Raw genomic sequence first — 16,796 nt, forward strand, 5'->3', positions numbered from 1 at the left:
TTCAAATCTGGTCGATTTCTTGATTTCTGATTTTAGATTAAGTGATTTCAATCGCAAGAAGCAGACACTTAATAATTACAAAATCATTCAATCGGAAATCACATAATTAGTTAGTTTTTTCAATTTTCAATTATAAAAGTATGGGATTTAACGATATATTAAAAAATCTTTTTGGTAATAAATCAGATCGGGATTTGAAAGTTTTATTACCGATTGCTTCTAAAATAAATGCTGAGTGGGAGAAAATAAAGGGCTTGAGTCATGACGATTTGAGAAAAGTTTCTGCTGATTTGAAAGCAAAGATTCATGCTCACGTGAAAGTGGAAGAAGATGAAATTGCATCTTTGAAAGCAAAGGTAGAAAACGAGAAGCCTTCTATCGAGGAACGTGAAGAGATTTATAACCGGATAGACAAGCTTGAGGAACAGATAGATAAAAAGATTGAAGACATTCTGAACGAGATATTACCCGTGGCCTTTGCCGTGATGAAGGATACGGCTAGACGTTTTAAAGAGAACAAGGAAATTGTGGTGAAAGCTACTGATTTTGACCGTGATCTTGCTGTAACGAAGGATTTCGTTGAGATAGACGGGGATGATGCCGTTTATTTCAATTCATGGATAGCCGGGGGAAACGAGGTGACTTGGGATATGGTTCACTACGATGTACAGTTGATCGGAGGTTCCGTGTTGCATCAAGGAAAAATCGCCGAAATGGCAACCGGTGAAGGTAAAACGTTGGTTGCCACGTTGCCCGTGTTCTTGAATGCGTTGACGGGACGAGGGGTACACGTGGTTACGGTCAATGATTATCTGGCAAAACGTGACTCCGAGTGGATGGGACCTCTTTATATGTTCCACGGGTTGTCGGTAGATTGTATCGACAAGACCGAACCGAATTCACCGGAAAGGCGGAAAGCTTACCAGGCCGATATTACTTTCGGTACGAATAACGAGTTCGGTTTCGATTATTTGAGAGATAACATGGCAATTCACCCGGAGGATTTGGTGCAACGAAAGCATAATTATGCTATCGTCGATGAGGTCGACTCCGTGTTGATTGATGACGCCCGTACCCCGTTGATTATATCCGGTCCGGTTCCAAAGGGAGATATCCAGATGTTTGACGAGTATAAGCCTCGTGTGGAGAAACTGGTACGCATGCAGCGGGATTTGGTTGCCCGGATTTTCACGGAAGCTAAGACTTTGTTGGCTAGTGGCGATCGGAAACAGGAGGAACAGGGGGCTATTTTGTTATTGAGAGCGTATAAGGGATTACCTAAATACAAGCCGTTAATCAAGTTCTTGAGTGAACAGGGAAATAAGGCGACGTTGGTAAAGACCGAAAATATTTATATGCAGGAGAATAACCGTCGTATGCCGGAGATCACGGATGAACTTTATTTTGTAATTGATGAGAAATTGAATTCTATCGATTTGACGGATAAAGGACATGACACGATTACGGCGGCGGGAGAAGATCCGAGTTTCTTTATTTTGCCGGATGTTGGTTCTGAATTGGCTGAAATTGACAAGATGAATCTGACGGAGGCTGAGAAGTTGGAGAAAAAGGATCAGATGGTGCAAAATTATGCGGCCAAATCCGAGCGAGTACACACGGTAAACCAGTTGTTAAAAGCTTACACGTTATTCGAGTTGGACGTTGAGTACGTGGTAATTGACAATAAGGTGAAGATCGTTGACGAGCAGACGGGGCGTATCATGGAAGGACGTCGTTATTCCGACGGTTTGCATCAAGCGATCGAGGCCAAGGAAAACGTGAAGGTGGAGGCAGCCACGCAGACATTTGCCACGATTACCTTGCAGAATTATTTCCGTATGTATCACAAGTTAGCCGGTATGACCGGTACGGCAGAGACGGAAGCGGGAGAGTTCTGGGATATCTATAAATTGGATGTTGTCGTGATCCCGACGAATAAACCGATTATTCGTAAAGACGCCAATGATTACGTTTACAAGACAAAACGCGAGAAATATAACGCCGTGATTGAAGAGATTACCCGGTTGGTCGGCGAGGGCCGTCCGGTGTTGGTGGGTACTACTTCAGTTGAGGTTTCCGAGTTGTTGAGTCGTATGTTGAAACTGCGTGGGATCAAGCATAACGTGTTGAATGCGAAGTTACATCAACGAGAGGCCGATATCGTGGCAGAGGCTGGTAAATCGCAAGTTGTTACGATTGCAACCAACATGGCCGGTCGTGGTACGGATATCAAGTTAAGCCCGGAAGTGCGTGAAGCAGGAGGTTTGGCTATTATCGGTACGGAACGTCATGATTCTCGTCGTGTAGACCGTCAGTTGAGAGGTCGTGCCGGACGTCAGGGAGACCCGGGATCTTCCCAGTTCTTCGTGTCGTTGGAGGATGATTTGATGCGTTTGTTCAGTTCAGAGAGAATTATCCGGGTTATGGACCGTTTGGGGCATGAAGAGGGAGACGTGATACAACATTCTATGATCACGAAATCTATCGAGCGGGCACAACGTAAGGTGGAAGAAAATAATTTCGGTATTCGTAAGCGTTTGTTGGAGTATGATGACGTGATGAATTCTCAACGTGAGGTTATTTACAAGAAGAGACGTCATGCTTTGTTAGGTGAACGTATCGGTGTGGATATCGCCAATAATATGTATGATGTTTGCGAAAACTTGGTGGAAGAACACAAGGAAGCTAATAACTTGGAGGCTTTCCGCTTGGATGTCTTGAAGTACCTGGCTGTTGATTTTGATATAAAAGAAGAAGAATTCCAAAAGAGTTCGGCTAACGATTTGACCGAGAAGTTGTACAAAGAGGTGCGGGAAAGTTTCAGTCGTAAGACGGAGTCGATTGCCAGACAGGCGTTCCCCGTGATCAAAAATGTTTTTGAACAGCGAGGAGATATGTTTAAGAATATCGTGGTTCCGTTTACAGACGGGAAGCGGGCATACAATGTCGTGACTAATTTGGAAAAGGCTTACAAAACAGAAGGAGAGGAGTTGATTCGTGCTTACGAGAAGTCGATTATGCTGGCTCATATTGATGATGCTTGGAAAGAGCATTTGCGTGAAATGGATGATTTGAAACAATCCGTGCAGAATGCGACTTACGAGCAGAAAGACCCGTTGTTGATCTATAAGTTTGAGTCTTTCAACTTGTTTAAGGTCATGGTGGATAAGATAAACAAGAGTGTGGTTTCGACGTTGATGAAGGGACAGATTCCTTTTGAAGCTCCCGAGGAGGTGAAACAGGCAGAAGAGAAACGTACGGATTTGAGCAAGATGCAGACGGGACGTAGTGACGCTCCTGTTGGTCAGACAAATCAGGCACCCCGTAAGACAGAACCCGTGAAGGTGGGACCCAAGGTCGGGCGTAACGATCCGTGTCCTTGCGGAAGTGGGAAGAAGTTTAAAAATTGCCACGGGAAAGAAGAATAGATTAGTTTTAGATTTTAGATTTTAAATCGTGTTTGACACGTGAGATTTGAAATCAAAATCTAAAGAACATAGTTGTAGGTTTTGAATTGTTGAAAGGCAATTTGAAATCTACAATTTAAAATTCAAAATTATGACGTTGGTTTCATTATTTATTAATTGGGATGTCAGCCCGGAGCTGATTAATCTGGGTGGTTTCTCGATTCGTTATTACGGGTTGTTGTTTGCTTTGGCTTTCGTGTGCGGGTATAAGGTTGAAGAGAAGATGTTCAAATCGGAAGGGTTGAGTCAGCAATGGCTGGATAAATTGTGGTTGTACGTGGCGGTGGCCACGGTGATCGGGGCCCGATTGGGACATTGTTTCTTTTATGACTGGGCTTATTATAGTGCCCACCCGTTTGAAATCATTCTGCCGGTTCGATTTGAACCGGAGTTTCGTTTCACCGGTTATCAAGGATTAGCGAGTCATGGGGCTGCTATTGGTATTATTGCCGGATTGTGGTATTATTCCAAGAAAGTAAGTAAGAAATCTATATTTTGGATTTTGGATAGAGCCGTTATTCCAATTGCTTTGGCTGGATTTTTTATTCGTATGGGGAATTTGATGAACTCGGAAATCGTGGGATTACCGACCGATTTACCTTGGGGATTCCGGTTTGTTCATTCTGGGATGCAAGACCCGATGACTCCCCGACATCCGGCTCAGTTGTACGAGGCCATTTGTTATTTGATTAGTTTTGCCGTTCTGATGCATTTGTATTGGAAAACGAAAGCAAAAGAACGTCAGGGATTTCTTTTCGGGATGTTTTTGATATTGATATTCACGGCTCGTTTCGTCATAGAATTCATGAAGGAGAATCAGGAAGCTTTCGAGAATTCCATGACATTGAACATGGGACAATGGTTGAGTATTCCGTTTGTGCTGGTGGGAATTTATATGGTTTGGAGAAGCAAGAAACAACGTCCATAAAGTCCATAAGGTCTGTGAACCCCTGCGGGGCGCTTTGTTTACGGCAACTTGTGTTGCCGATAACTTGCAACTTGCCAAAGGCAAATGTAACTTGCAACTTGTAACTCGCCGAAGGCGATCTCTTGTGCGGTTGGAATCTAAAATCTAAAAATCATTAAATCTAAGATTGGATATGGCTTATAATAGTGAATTCATGAAAGAGGCAATGCGGATTGCCGTGGAGAATGTGAAGAATGGTACGGGAGGGCCGTTTGGGGCGGTTGTAGTTCGAGACGGAGAGATTATCGCGACTTCCGGTAATACGGTTGTGCCGGATAATGATCCCACGGCTCACGCGGAGGTGAATGTGATTCGCAAGGCTTGCAAGCATTTGGATTCTTTCCAATTGAAAGGGTGTGAGATTTATTCCAGTTGTGAACCGTGTCCCATGTGTTTGGGGGCGATCTATTGGGCTCGGCCGGAAAGGGTATATTATGCTTGTACAAAAGATGATGCGGCTGCGGGAGGATTTGATGACTCTTATATCTATAAAGAAATCGCTTTGGATGGCCCCTTGCGTTTCATTCCTTTCGAAAATAAACGGGAAGAGGGGGCCGGAGAAGAATTTGCACTTTGGCAAATAACTAAAAACAAAGTAAAGTATTAAGAATAAATTTGAACGTAAAAAGAACGCTGTAGCCATTAGGTTGCAGCGTTTTTTTCGTGTGGAGAGTTGTCATTATCCTCTTTTTTTATTAACTTTGTAAAATTCAGATTTTTACTTCCTGTATAAATGTATCTGTCCCGCTTTCAGAGGGCCAATTTGTACTTGGTAATTGTTTGTCATTTTTTTATTTAATCTAAGATAAGGAGGAATGTGAAAGAGGTATTGAGTTTTTCGTATGTAGAATTAATCGGTTTGTTTGAGCGGGAATTCCCGAATGTGTTACAAGGGGCAAGGGTTAGTCGTGACTGGAGGGAGTTTGAGCGATTTTTGAAGGAGTACGTACGGCACTCTTTAACCGGTCATCCTTCCTCTTCGTTGATAAAGCGTTTTTTCAGGATATTCATGAATGAAGCCCGGTATATCCGGGATTTTTCCACGGGGGAGAAAATTCGCTATGAGCCTATCAAATGGTTGTGGTTGGCTTTGAGAGGAAATGAAGGTGATATACATTCTGATTTTTTGATTGATTGGTATTATTTATTCAAAAAATATCAGGCAGGGCGGGAAGTTCTTCCGGATCGGAAAAAGTGCAAGGAGTGGGGAGAGCGGTGGAAATCCGGTATGGATGATGGGGTCATTCATGAACGTCAGGAAAATAAAGAGCGAATATGTCGTTTGCTAATTTCTAAAATAGAGAAAAGAGATAAAATGAATACCCGCTATCGTTTTGACGCGGATATGAATGAAGGTCGCAAGGAGGAATTGATTCGAGAATGGTGGGGAGATTATAAATTTCATCTGGCTTTGGCGATTCGTGATCCGGATGAATTGAATATGTTCATGGGGAAAACCTTGTCGGCAGGGTTAATAGAACTTTTACACGAGGCGAAACAGAAAGGAATCCCGTTTTTCGTGACACCCTATTATCTTTCTTTATTGAGTGTTCGTCCGGGAGGATATGATGATTCCACGATCCGGAGTTACGTGATTTATTCGAGGGAGTTGGTAGAGCATTTCGGACAGATTCGGGCATGGGAGAAAGAAGATGTCGTAGAGCCGGGAAAACCGAATGCTGCCGGGTGGTTGTTGCCTAATGCTACGAATATTCATCGTCGTTACCCGGAAGTAGCTATTTTTATCCCGGATTCAATGGGGCGGGCTTGTGGGGGGCTGTGTGCTTTGTGCCAGCGGATGTATGATTTTCAAAAAGGACACCTTAATTTTAATCTGGAACGTTTGAAGCCGATAGAGGGGTGGGAGAGCAAGATGGAGCGTTTGATGATGTATTACGAGCACGATTCTCAATTGCGTGATATATTAATCACGGGGGGCGATGCGTTGATGAGTCAGAATCAAACGTTAGAGAAAATATTGGATGCGGTTTATCGTATGGCTGCGCGTAAACGTGAAGCTAATAAATATAGGGATAAAGGAGAAAAATATGCGGAGATTCAGCGGGTGAGACTAGGATCTCGTTTGTTGGCCTATTTACCTAGTCGTGTGAATGACGGGTTAATTGACGTGTTGAAAAGGTTCCGGGAAAAAGCCCGGCAAATAGGTATTCAACAATTTTTTATCCAGACGCATTTCGAATCACCTTTGGAGGTGACGGAAGAGGTGATTGATGCTGTTCGGCGTTTGTTGGCTGCCGGATGGATCATCACGAATCAGTTGGTGTTTACCGTCGCCTCTTCTCGTCGGGGACACACGGCAAGATTGCGGGAAGTGTTGAATCGAGTCGGGATTCTAACCTATTATACTTTTTCCGTGAAAGGGTTCGAGGAGAATTATGCATTGTTTGCCCCGAATAGTCGTTCCGAACAGGAGGTGAAAGAAGAAAAGGCATGCGGGCAAATGTCCGCGGAATTGGAAACAGAGGTTCTGAGTTTATTTGAGCATCCCGAAAGAGTAACTTCCGAATTACCGGGGATACTTGATAGATATCATCAACCTTTTTTGGCCACGGACCGGAACGTGATGAATTTGCCGGGTATCGGGAAAAGTATGACTTTCGTGACAGTCGGTTTGACTAAACAAGGAAAGCGAATTTTGCGATTTTCGTTGGATGTGGGGCGGCGACATAGTCCTTGGGTGGATCATGTAGGTGATATTTATATCGTGGAAAATAAATCCGTCGCGGCTTATTTGCGACAATTGCAGGAATTGGGCGAGGATGTAGAGGACTATATTTCTTTGTGGGATTATTCCGAAGGGCGTACGGAATCGCGCTTTGCTCTTTTCGAGTATCCGAAGCAAAAAACAGGAATGACGGGAGATTATACTAATTTGAGTATTGATTCTTAAAAATAATTGCGTATTTGTAAATTTTGGCCTATCTTGGCTGTTGTGTTAAAAAATACGTTTATGAAAAAGATCAATTTAGTCTCAATCGTAGTATTGTGTATTATTTTACTTGGCGGATGTGCCAGTGAACCTAATCAAGAGGTGAATATAATTCCTCAACCTCAGCAAGTAACAATGGCGGACGGTGGTTTTACGCTGTCCCCGAAAACCGTAATTAACGTGATAAAGGGGGCGGATGATCTGACTCCAGCTTGTACGTTTATGAGTACGTTGGTTGAAAAATCTTTCGGTCAACCCCTGTCTGTCGTGAATGGAGAGATGAAGCGGGATGCGATTAATATAGCTGTTGACCCGTCGATGAGAGCAGATGCTTATGATTTAACAGTAGGTAAAAAGGCCATTGATATCAAGGCCGGAAGTTCGAAAGCGGTATTTTATGCCATGCAGAGTTTACGGCAGATGATGCCCGTGGGAGTGGAGAAAGGGGAGAAAATGGATAAAATTCGTATCCAGAATGTACGGATTCAAGATGAACCCCGGTTGGCGTATCGCGGGACGATGTTGGATGTATGTCGTCATTTCTTCACGGTGGATGAGGTGAAGACTTTTATTGATATGCTGGCGTTGCATAAACTGAGCGTGTTCCATTGGCATTTGACGGATGATCAGGGATGGCGTATAGAGATTAAAAAGTACCCGAAGCTTACGGAAATAGGTAGTCAACGGAAACAGACGGTTATAGGTAAAAATACCGGGAAGTATGATGGAACGCCTTATGGACCCTATTTTTTCACGCAAGAGGAGATCAAGGATGTTATTCAATACGCTGCCGATCGGTATATCACGATTATTCCGGAGATAGAACTTCCCGGACATGCACTTGCGGCGTTGGCTTCTTATCCAGAGTTGGGTTGCACGGGTGGGCCTTACGAAGTTTGTCAGATGTGGGGAGTATTTCCCGAAGTATTCTGTCCCGGAAACGAGAAGACTTTTGAATTCTGGGAAGGAGTTTTGGAAGAGGTTGCAGAGTTGTTTCCCGGGGAGATTATTCATATCGGGGGCGATGAATGTCCTAGAGATGCCTGGAAAAAATGTAAGAAATGTCAGGCTCGGATGAAAAAAGAGAAATTAAAAGAAGAGGGGGATTTACAAAATTACGTGGTTCACCGGATCGAGGAGTTTATGAAAACAAAAGGGAAGAGAATTCTCGGTTGGGACGAGATTCTGGAAGGTGATGTTTCCAAAACTGCGATCGTGATGTCATGGAGAGGAAAGAAAGGTGGAATCGAGGGAGCGAAGAGAGGGAATGAGGTTGTGATGGTTCCGAATGATTATGCGTATTTTGATTATTATCAAGCTAAACCGGTGGAGAATGAACCTTTCGGTATCGGAGGATACGTACCCGTGGAGAAAGTATATAGCCTGGACCCGACGGAGGGATTGACTCCTGAAGAAGGGGAGAAAATTATCGGGGTTCAAGCTAATTTATGGGCGGAATATATAACGACTTTCAGTCATGCCCAATATATGCTGTTGCCGCGAATGGCTGCAATAGCCGAAGTCGGTTGGACCCCTGTGGCTAAAAAGGACTATGATAATTTTCTGAAGCGGGCAAAATTGATGACCCAACGTTACGAGGCTTTGGGGTATAATTTTGCAAAGCATATTTTGCAAGAAGCGAAAACAAATGAATAAAATAATAGGGGCACTTTTTATAGGTTGTAGCATCTGGGGTATGCTCGGATGCTCGACCGAAAAAAAGATTGAGCAAAAGACCGAGATTCGAACGGAATTGAGTTCCGGCTGGGAATTCAGTCAGCGGGATTCCGAGGTATGGCTTCCCGCGACTGTGCCGGGAACGGTTCATACCGATTTATTGGCGAATGGTAAAATCGAGGATCCGTTCTACCGGATGAACGAGTTACAGTTGCAATGGATCGATAAGAAGGATTGGGAATATCGTACGTTTTTTTCTGTTGATAAAGAGTTTTTGGAAAAGAAAAATCAACGCCTTACTTTTCATGGACTGGATACTTACGCTGATGTTTATCTGAATGGTAAATCAATCGGTGTTACCGATAATATGTTTCGTACCTGGGTGTTTGACGTTTCGGGCCAATTGAAAGCGGATAGTAACGAATTGCGTGTTGTCTTTGCTTCTCCTACCAGAAGAGGATTAGAGGAAATGGAACGTTACGGGTTAAGATTACCGGCGGATAATGACCAGAGTGAGCGAGGCGGTATGGGGAATAACCGGGTGAGCGTGTATACCCGTAAAGCGCCATATCACTATGGTTGGGACTGGGGTCCCCGTTTGGTGACGTCCGGAATCTGGCGTCCGGTTGTGCTAGAAGCGTGGAATAACGTGAAGGTGGAAGACGTGTTTATTCGTCAGCCTCAAGTTACACGGGAAGAAGCCCGATTGATCGCGGAGGTTTGTATAAATTCGGATAAGCGGCAGAACGTGGAGGTTGAAGTCGCGAGTGAAGGAAAGGTGCTGGTTCGGGAGAGCAAGGAATTGAAGGTCGGGAAAAACGAAATATCTATACCTTATAGCATTTTGAATCCGCGTTTGTGGTGGACTAACGGGTTGGGGAAACAGGAGTTATATGATTTTACCGTGCGGGTCGTGGCTGAAGATGACGTGATCGTGGAGAAAGGGGTTACTACCGGGTTGCGATCTTTAAAGTTGGTACGAGAGAAAGATCAATGGGGCGAATCGTTTGGTTTTGAATTGAATGGTGTTCCCGTGTTTGCCAAAGGTGCCAACGCTATCCCGAATGACGTGTTTTTACCTCGGGTTACCCGGGATAAATACGAGAAAATGGTGGCGGATGCGGCGAATGCCAATATGAATATGATCAGGATATGGGGTGGAGGGATATACGAGGATGATGCATTTTTCGAATTTTGTGATAAATATGGGATTATGGTATGGCAGGATTTTATGTTTGCCTGCGCGATGTATCCCGGTAATCCCGAATTTTTGGATAATGTTCGGGAAGAAGCGATCGACAACGTGGTACGCTTGCGGAATCACCCCAGCATAGCTTTGTGGTGCGGGAATAATGAAAACGCTTTGGCTTGGCGACACGGGTCTCCCGGCGGGTGGGGATGGAAAAATCAGTTCACGAAAGCAGAACAAGATACTGTTTTTAAAGCGTATTACGAGGTCTTCCACGAGATACTTCCTGGCGTGGTGGAGCAGTACACGGATGGGGATGATTACTGGCCTTCTTCACCGATGGCAGGGCCGGAACCTACCCAACACGGGTTGGACGGGACGACCTCGGGCGATCAGCATTACTGGGGCGTTTGGCATGGGTTCCGTCCCTTGGAAAGTTTTGATGAGGTGACGACTCGTTTTTGTAGTGAGTACGGTTTCCAGTCATTCCCGGAGATGAGCACGATTGAAACTTACGCTTCACCGGAAGATTATGATATAGAATCGGAAGTCATGAAATCGCACCAGAGAAGCTATATCGGCAACGGGCGTATTTTGGATTACATGAAGATGTATTATCGTGTTCCCGATGATTTTGAACAGTTCATCTATATGACACACGTGTTGCAGGGACTTTCGACCAAGATGGGAATAGAAGCTCATCGTCGGAATACGCCTTATTGCATGGGATCATTGATTTGGCAGATAAATGATTGTTGGCCGGTTGCCAGTTGGTCCACGACGGATTATTATCACAAGTGGAAAGCGGCTCATTACGTGATGCGTGATTGTTTCAAGGAAGTGATCGTTGCACCGAAATGGAATGGCGATACGTTGGCGATTTATGGCGTGAATAATGGATTAGATTCGACTAGAGCGATGTTGAGCATAGAGGTCGTGAATTTTGCGGGAAGGCTTTGTCTTTCATATCATAAAGGGGTCAAGCTTGCCCCGAACACCTCTGCTGTTTTATTTCAATTGGAGAGGGATACGTTGCTTGCCGAAGCCTCTGCACGGAATACGATGGTCGTGGTGCGATTGCAAGATGGCTACGAGATATTGGATGAGAAGAATGTTTATTTCGAGTATCATAAAGATTTGGATTTGTCCGATCCCAGACTTTCTATCGAGGCTATCGAGGAGAAGGGTGAGAAATTTATCTTGGTTTCCACGGGTAGATTAGTATGTAACGTGATGTTTTATTTACCGGGAGTACCCGCTTTTTTCTCCGATAATTATTGTGATATACTTCCGGGAAGGGAGTATAAAATTAAGGTCGATACGGATTTATCCCCGGCTGAGATAGAGAAGCGAATAAAGATTCGTTATGTACACTAGGTCGCCTTGGCGAGTCACAAGTTCTTCCTCGTGCAGGAGGGAATGGAGGAGGGGGGAGCTGCCCCTTCTTCCATAACAGTAGATCTGTTTGTCCTATGGAATTTTGCGGGTTTTGTCACGAAATGTCATACATTACCCGTCATGAATCTTGTTCGTGAATCTCTATTTTTGTGTAAAAGGAATTCAGATAAGAGAGCGAGGGGGAAATACCCTTAACTAAATACCTTCACCAAAGAATCCGGGAGGAGTTCCCCCTTCCGGGCGGTTTCTTCCTTCACTCTTTTTGCCGAGCGTGTTGAAGCGATATGAAATTGTCAGCATGTAGTAATTCCGGTTATTCGTACTGTATCGGGTTTGAGTGTAAAGGTCATGAATGCTGTAATTTAACAGGTTCCTTTGGCGTAAAATGTCCATGGCTTTAAATCTTACCTGCAGTTGTTTTCTTTTCAAGAATTTCTTACCGATTTCCAGGTTTAAATTACTATTCGATTGATTGACGTTTCCTCCTTTTTTACTTAACGTGTAAGTGTAAGAGTAATCCCCGGCAAGTATGAATTCTTTCCAGAATACCCACTTGGCATTTGCATTCACGGATTGCGTGAACGAATTGGAACCTCCTGTCGTCGTACTGGTAGAACTGGAATAAGAAGTTCGAGAGGAAATATTGTAATCCAGATTCTCGGATATGTTACTGTTTATTCCGAGGTTGAAAGTCGCGTTGTGCGAATTCGTGAAATTCTTTATGTTATCGTAGATTGAAGGTGTATGCGAGTAACTGTACGATATTGATGGGTTTAGCCTTAACTTTAACGATTTGATACCGAATGAATAGTTTACGTTTGTTGAAATACTCCATTGGCCATTCAAGTTGACCGGCATGGTGAGGCGTGCCCCACGCAGAACTTCATACCCGTTAATGATCGTGTCATTGTTGATGAACTGGGTGGCTGACGCGATGTTATTGAAAGAATTATTAAAGTTGACACTCGCATGTAAGAAGCTGAATTTTTCTTCGGATATAAGTGAACTGCTGAACGACATGGAAGCTGATTGAGAGAATGTTTTCTTCAAGTCAGGATTTCCTTTTGACACGCTTAACTGATCGCGAACGTCAAGAATGTCTTGTAGTTGATCGGCACTAGGGGAGGTCGTGTTTCCGCTATAATTGAGGTTCAGGTTACTTCTCTTGGATAGCGTGTAACTGAAATTCATCCGGGGAGAAAGATTCAGGTAATTATTTTTCACGACCGAGTCCGGAGAATTCAAGTATTCATACCTGTTTTCTTCTTTGGATAGATTGATTGATCCCCCCACACCCAAGGAGATTTTCTCTTTGTAATATCCATAGTTAATACCGAGATTATTGGCCATTCTCATGGTACTGGTTTTGTTGGTCAACGCGGTATCAATACCAATAAGTTCCGTGAAAAGAGCATCTTTGTATGACATGCTTTCTTTGTCCGATTCATTTTTATTATAACTAAATGAATAGTTGAATGACAAACGAGCGCTTTCGGTTAAAGGTTCCGAGTATGATGCCGAGGCCGTGTAAGAATTTGAAACACTTTTCGTGGTGTTAATAAGGTTGCGTAGCGTGTCTTTTTTGTTGATGATGCTACTATCTTGTTGAATACTATTGCCTTTGTTGTCGTTCACGTTGAGATTCCCGTTTAAGGTAAACGTACGTCCCGTTTTTTGGAAGGCATGCATCCACGAGAAGTTCCCCCCGAACGAGTGGCTTTCGTTATGATTTTGATTTTTCGAGTTCGTGATATTCAAGGTGTCATTATCCTGAATACTGCTATTCATGTTTATAGATCGACTATCCGATTTGCTGAAAGAGAAAGAGGGGGTGAAGTAAAACCTGTTTTTCTCGTTCATGGAGTAATTGAATCGGGTGTTCACGTTGTGGTTTGAACTTTCTGACCACGAATGGCTTTCCGAATCGTATATTTTGCTTTGGTAGCTTTCTGAAGGAAAATATTCCTGTTTGCTGGAACTGGCAGAATAGGATTCGCTGCCGCTTCCGTTATAACTACCACCGATATCAGTACCCTTTTTGAACGTGTTGGAGAAGTCGGCCGAGAAGCTTTTTCCCCTGTTGTTTCCTCCTTTCCCGTGATATTGTGCGTTGGGTAGGTCGGAGCCTTGATTCGTGTTACGTAAACTTCCCCGTATGGAGAATTTTTGTTTTCGATTGAACGCGTTGGCCGAGGCGTCAAGGTTGTAATTATTGTCTTTAAACGAATCTTCTGGATCTTCTGATACCCCGTATCCTAAACCTGCTTTTCCGAATATTTTTAAAAGATTCGGGTTTTTAGTTTCTATATTCAAGGAACGAAATCTTTTCCCGTCATCATATCCCGAGAAATCGGCTTCTTCGCTCTTCCCGTCGAACATTTTAATTTTGGCGACAAGGTTTGCCGGAAGAGTTTGTAAGGCAGCCATGGGATTGCTAAGGAAGTATTCGGTACCATCGATATAAATCTTTTTCACTTCCTCGCCGTTGGCCATTAGTTTCCCATCAATAATTTGAAATCCGGGAAGCTTTTTTAATAGGTCTTCCAATTCCGCGTCTTCAGGCACTTTTACGGCATTTGCATTGTATTCGGTCGTGTCCCCTTTTTGAATGATTAGCGGGGGTTTTGCCGTGATCACGACTTCTTCCAGCACTTCGGGAAGTAACCTGATGATCCCCACGTTGGTATCCGCCTTTACGAGATATCTTTGGGTCGTGGGATTGTACCCGACGAAAGAAGCCGTGATAATGGTTTCTCCCGGGAGTAAATCTTTTAGCGTGAATTCTCCCATGGCGTTGGTTACCGTGGTTGGTTTCTTGTCGGCACCCACGTAAATGTGTGCTCCCGGTAATGTCTCGTCATCCGTTTCGCCGGCCACGACTCCTTTGAGAGTATATTTTGTCACTTTCTTCTCTTGTGATTGTACCGATTCTTTCCCGGTAGTATCTTTCTTTTGTATCTGAGCGGACAACATGGTTGGTGTTGCTAAAATGAATAAAAGAAGGATTATTTTATAAGTATGAAGCTGCATATAGTTGTTGTTGTGATTTAAACAAAAATAGACATATAATATGGACAGGCCATAATAAAAAAGAGGTTTATGATTTCTTTAAATACTCTTTTAACAAAATATTTAGAAGTCTGTTAGAAAGTGATACAAGCGTGGATTCCAGGGCGCTTTTGGATGACGGTGGGAGAGAGTGTAACGCGTGTTCGCCCGTAAGGTTTCGTGAAAATATAAGATCCCCCGATACCGATTGCCGCACCACATAGAATATCCCACCAATCGTGTTTGTCGCTATACACTCGTCCCCAGGCAACGTAACTGGACAGAAGATAAGCGGGGATTCCGTATTTCCAACCATACCGGCGTTGTAGAAAAGAAGCTCCCACAAAAGTTACGGTTGCATGTCCGGAAGGGAAAGCGTGATGATCACTTCCATCAGGGCGTTTTTTGCGGATGGTGTGCTTTAATATATAACTTGTGCCTACAGCGGTAACTGCCGAGAACACGAGTTGTTTGGTTCCTTGGTAGTCTTTTTTTAATAGAGTCGTGGCTAGACAGATGACTGGTGTCGCGTAGTATAAAACATCCCCGGAAGTTTCAATAGCCTTTTTTTGAGCGAAAACGTTCATGGTGGAGGCTAAGAATAGAAGTAAAAATGACGAGTGTAATGTAATATGTGGAAATTTTGTTGCCGCGACTCCTCTTTTCATCTTATTGATTATTAAAATGTAGCCGCGAAGGTATAAAAAATGTGTGATTAAAGGAGGAAAAAAAATGATTTATCATTTTCAAATTACAAAAATAGTTGTACATTTGCACCCGTTATCGCCAATTTAGCTCAGCTGGTAGAGCAACGCATTCGTAATGCGTAGGTCTGGGGTTCGAGTCCCCAAATTGGCTCCACAGAAAATCAGTCAGTTAACTAATAAAAGAGGCTATTTCAACACGGTATAGCCTCTTTTTTCGTTTAAAAAAGCAGGCTTTTTTGTACTTTTATGAGGCAATGTTTTACGATTGTTTTACGAAAAATCATTACAAAATGCCTACTTACTCAATAAGCGTATTAAAGCATCAGCAAAGGGCGGATGAAAAATATCCGGTTTCGATACGAGTTACTCATGATCGAAAATCCTCATATTTGAAAACGGACTATTATGTCGTAACTCAACAATTAAATAAAAATTTTGAGGTAAAAGATAAAGTACTTTTGAAATTACTACTAGAGAAAATAGAAGATTATGAGGATATCGTTGTCAAGGGGCTAGGGAATGATGTCGTTAATTATTCTGCAAAAGATATTGTTGAATTCATAAAGAAAAAACAAAAAGAGGTAAGTTGTATTGATTTTATTTCTTTCGCAAGGAAACATGTTGATAAATTATTTAGAGAAGGAAGGGATAAGAGAGCGAAACATATTCAAACAACGATTAATGCTCTTGTTGACTTTTCCGGTGTGGAGTTAAATATAGCAAAGGTTACGTCTAATTTTTTGAAGAGATTTGAAGAGTTTTTGCGGTCAGAAAGGACGATCGTGAGAGTTAATCAATTTGGGCGCAACGTGACAACTAAGAGAAAGCCGTTAACTGATACGGGAGTTCACGATTACATGGCTGATATTCGAGCAGTGTTTAACGAGTCTATCGATTTTTATAATGATGATGAACTTGGTGATCCTGTTATAAAGCATTACCCGTTCAGGAAATTTGAAATGGTGAAGCCTAATCCTCCCAAAAAACGAAATATTTACTTGGAGAATATTCGTAAAATCATGAACCTTGAAAATGGTTTGAAGCGTCACGACCTCGCTAGAGACGTTTTTATGCTCTCGTTCTTTTTAGTGGGTATAAATACTGTCGATATGTTCAAGGTTCCTTATTCAAGCCGTAAAAAAGGACGAATAATTTACCAAAGAAGTAAAACAAAGGATAGGAGGGAGGATAACGCAGAAATCTCGATAAAAATAGAGCCGGAAGTGGAGAGATTAATGAAAAAATATGTTGATCCGGATAAGGTCCGATTATTTTCATTCTATAAATTGTACAGTGACAGTTCGGCTTTCAATAATGCCGTAAATAAAGGTTTTAAGCGAGTTTTACAGGAAGTTAATGAAAATATGGAAATTCCAATGTAATTGCCCCCTAG

General features: G+C 42.9%; 9 protein-coding genes and 1 tRNA gene. 8 read left to right on the forward strand and 2 right to left on the reverse strand.

The features are described from left to right. Positions 1–140: 140 nt before the first annotated feature. The 6 genes from secA (at position 141) to DWW52_RS11610 (ending at position 11,627) form a co-directional block, all read left to right on the forward strand. Positions 141–3,428 (forward strand): preprotein translocase subunit SecA, encoded by a 3,288-nt coding sequence (gene secA / locus DWW52_RS11585; protein ID WP_118715647.1) that lies wholly within the window; start codon positions 141–143, stop codon positions 3,426–3,428. Positions 3,429–3,558: 130 nt separating this feature from the next. After that, positions 3,559–4,395 (forward strand): prolipoprotein diacylglyceryl transferase, encoded by an 837-nt coding sequence (lgt, locus tag DWW52_RS11590; RefSeq protein ID WP_199691988.1) that lies wholly within the window; start codon positions 3,559–3,561, stop codon positions 4,393–4,395. 172 nt (positions 4,396–4,567) lie between these two features. After that, positions 4,568–5,041 (forward strand): nucleoside deaminase, encoded by a 474-nt coding sequence (locus tag DWW52_RS11595; RefSeq protein ID WP_118715648.1) that lies wholly within the window; start codon positions 4,568–4,570, stop codon positions 5,039–5,041. Between the two features lie 210 nt (positions 5,042–5,251). Further along, positions 5,252–7,345 carry a KamA family radical SAM protein gene (locus DWW52_RS11600; RefSeq protein WP_233556857.1) on the forward strand — a complete coding sequence of 698 codons (2,094 nt, stop codon included), beginning with the start codon at positions 5,252–5,254 and terminating at the stop codon, positions 7,343–7,345. A 60-nt stretch (positions 7,346–7,405) separates the two neighbouring features. Next, the gene (locus DWW52_RS11605; RefSeq protein ID WP_118715650.1) at positions 7,406–9,040 is read left to right on the forward strand and encodes a beta-N-acetylhexosaminidase; all 1,635 of its coding nucleotides are present in this window, start codon (positions 7,406–7,408) and stop codon (positions 9,038–9,040) included. Further along, positions 9,033–11,627 (forward strand): glycoside hydrolase family 2 protein, encoded by a 2,595-nt coding sequence (locus DWW52_RS11610; RefSeq protein ID WP_118715651.1) that lies wholly within the window; start codon positions 9,033–9,035, stop codon positions 11,625–11,627. Before DWW52_RS11605 ends, DWW52_RS11610 begins: the two co-directional genes overlap by 8 nt. Before the next feature lie 216 nt (positions 11,628–11,843). Here DWW52_RS11610 and DWW52_RS11615 read toward each other — a convergent pair whose 3' ends face one another. Together DWW52_RS11615 and DWW52_RS11620 are read right to left on the reverse strand one after the other, a co-directional pair. After that, on the reverse strand, positions 11,844–14,678 hold the full coding sequence (locus DWW52_RS11615) for an outer membrane beta-barrel protein (RefSeq protein WP_118715652.1): 2,835 nt from the start codon (positions 14,676–14,678) through the stop codon (positions 11,844–11,846). A 113-nt stretch (positions 14,679–14,791) separates the two neighbouring features. Beyond that, positions 14,792–15,364, reverse strand: a complete 573-nt coding sequence (locus tag DWW52_RS11620) for a phosphatase PAP2 family protein (protein ID WP_118715653.1) — start codon at positions 15,362–15,364, stop codon at positions 14,792–14,794. Between the two features lie 117 nt (positions 15,365–15,481). On the opposite strand from DWW52_RS11620, the gene DWW52_RS11625 reads away from it, so the two are divergent. Then, positions 15,482–15,557 (forward strand) — tRNA-Thr (locus DWW52_RS11625). Between the two features lie 136 nt (positions 15,558–15,693). Continuing rightward, complete coding sequence (locus tag DWW52_RS11630) at positions 15,694–16,785, forward strand: phage integrase SAM-like domain-containing protein (RefSeq protein WP_158582575.1); 1,092 nt, start codon at positions 15,694–15,696, stop codon at positions 16,783–16,785. Positions 16,786–16,796: the final 11 nt, after the last annotated feature.

Source organism: Odoribacter sp. AF15-53 (assembly GCF_003479425.1).
Classification (GTDB): domain Bacteria; phylum Bacteroidota; class Bacteroidia; order Bacteroidales; family Marinifilaceae; genus Butyricimonas.

What these genes read in the sequence shown, in the direction of transcription:
- secA (WP_118715647.1), top strand. Translation starts at nt 141, where the DNA reads ATGGGATTTAACGATATATTAAAAAATCTTTTTGGTAATAAATCAGAT.
- lgt (WP_199691988.1), top strand. Translation starts at nt 3,559, where the DNA reads ATGACGTTGGTTTCATTATTTATTAATTGGGATGTCAGCCCGGAGCTG.
- DWW52_RS11595 (WP_118715648.1), top strand. Translation starts at nt 4,568, where the DNA reads ATGGCTTATAATAGTGAATTCATGAAAGAGGCAATGCGGATTGCCGTG.
- DWW52_RS11605 (WP_118715650.1), top strand. Translation starts at nt 7,406, where the DNA reads ATGAAAAAGATCAATTTAGTCTCAATCGTAGTATTGTGTATTATTTTA.
- DWW52_RS11610 (WP_118715651.1), top strand. Translation starts at nt 9,033, where the DNA reads ATGAATAAAATAATAGGGGCACTTTTTATAGGTTGTAGCATCTGGGGT.
- DWW52_RS11615 (WP_118715652.1), bottom strand. Translation starts at nt 14,678, where the DNA reads ATGCAGCTTCATACTTATAAAATAATCCTTCTTTTATTCATTTTAGCA.
- DWW52_RS11620 (WP_118715653.1), bottom strand. Translation starts at nt 15,364, where the DNA reads ATGAAAAGAGGAGTCGCGGCAACAAAATTTCCACATATTACATTACAC.
- DWW52_RS11630 (WP_158582575.1), top strand. Translation starts at nt 15,694, where the DNA reads ATGCCTACTTACTCAATAAGCGTATTAAAGCATCAGCAAAGGGCGGAT.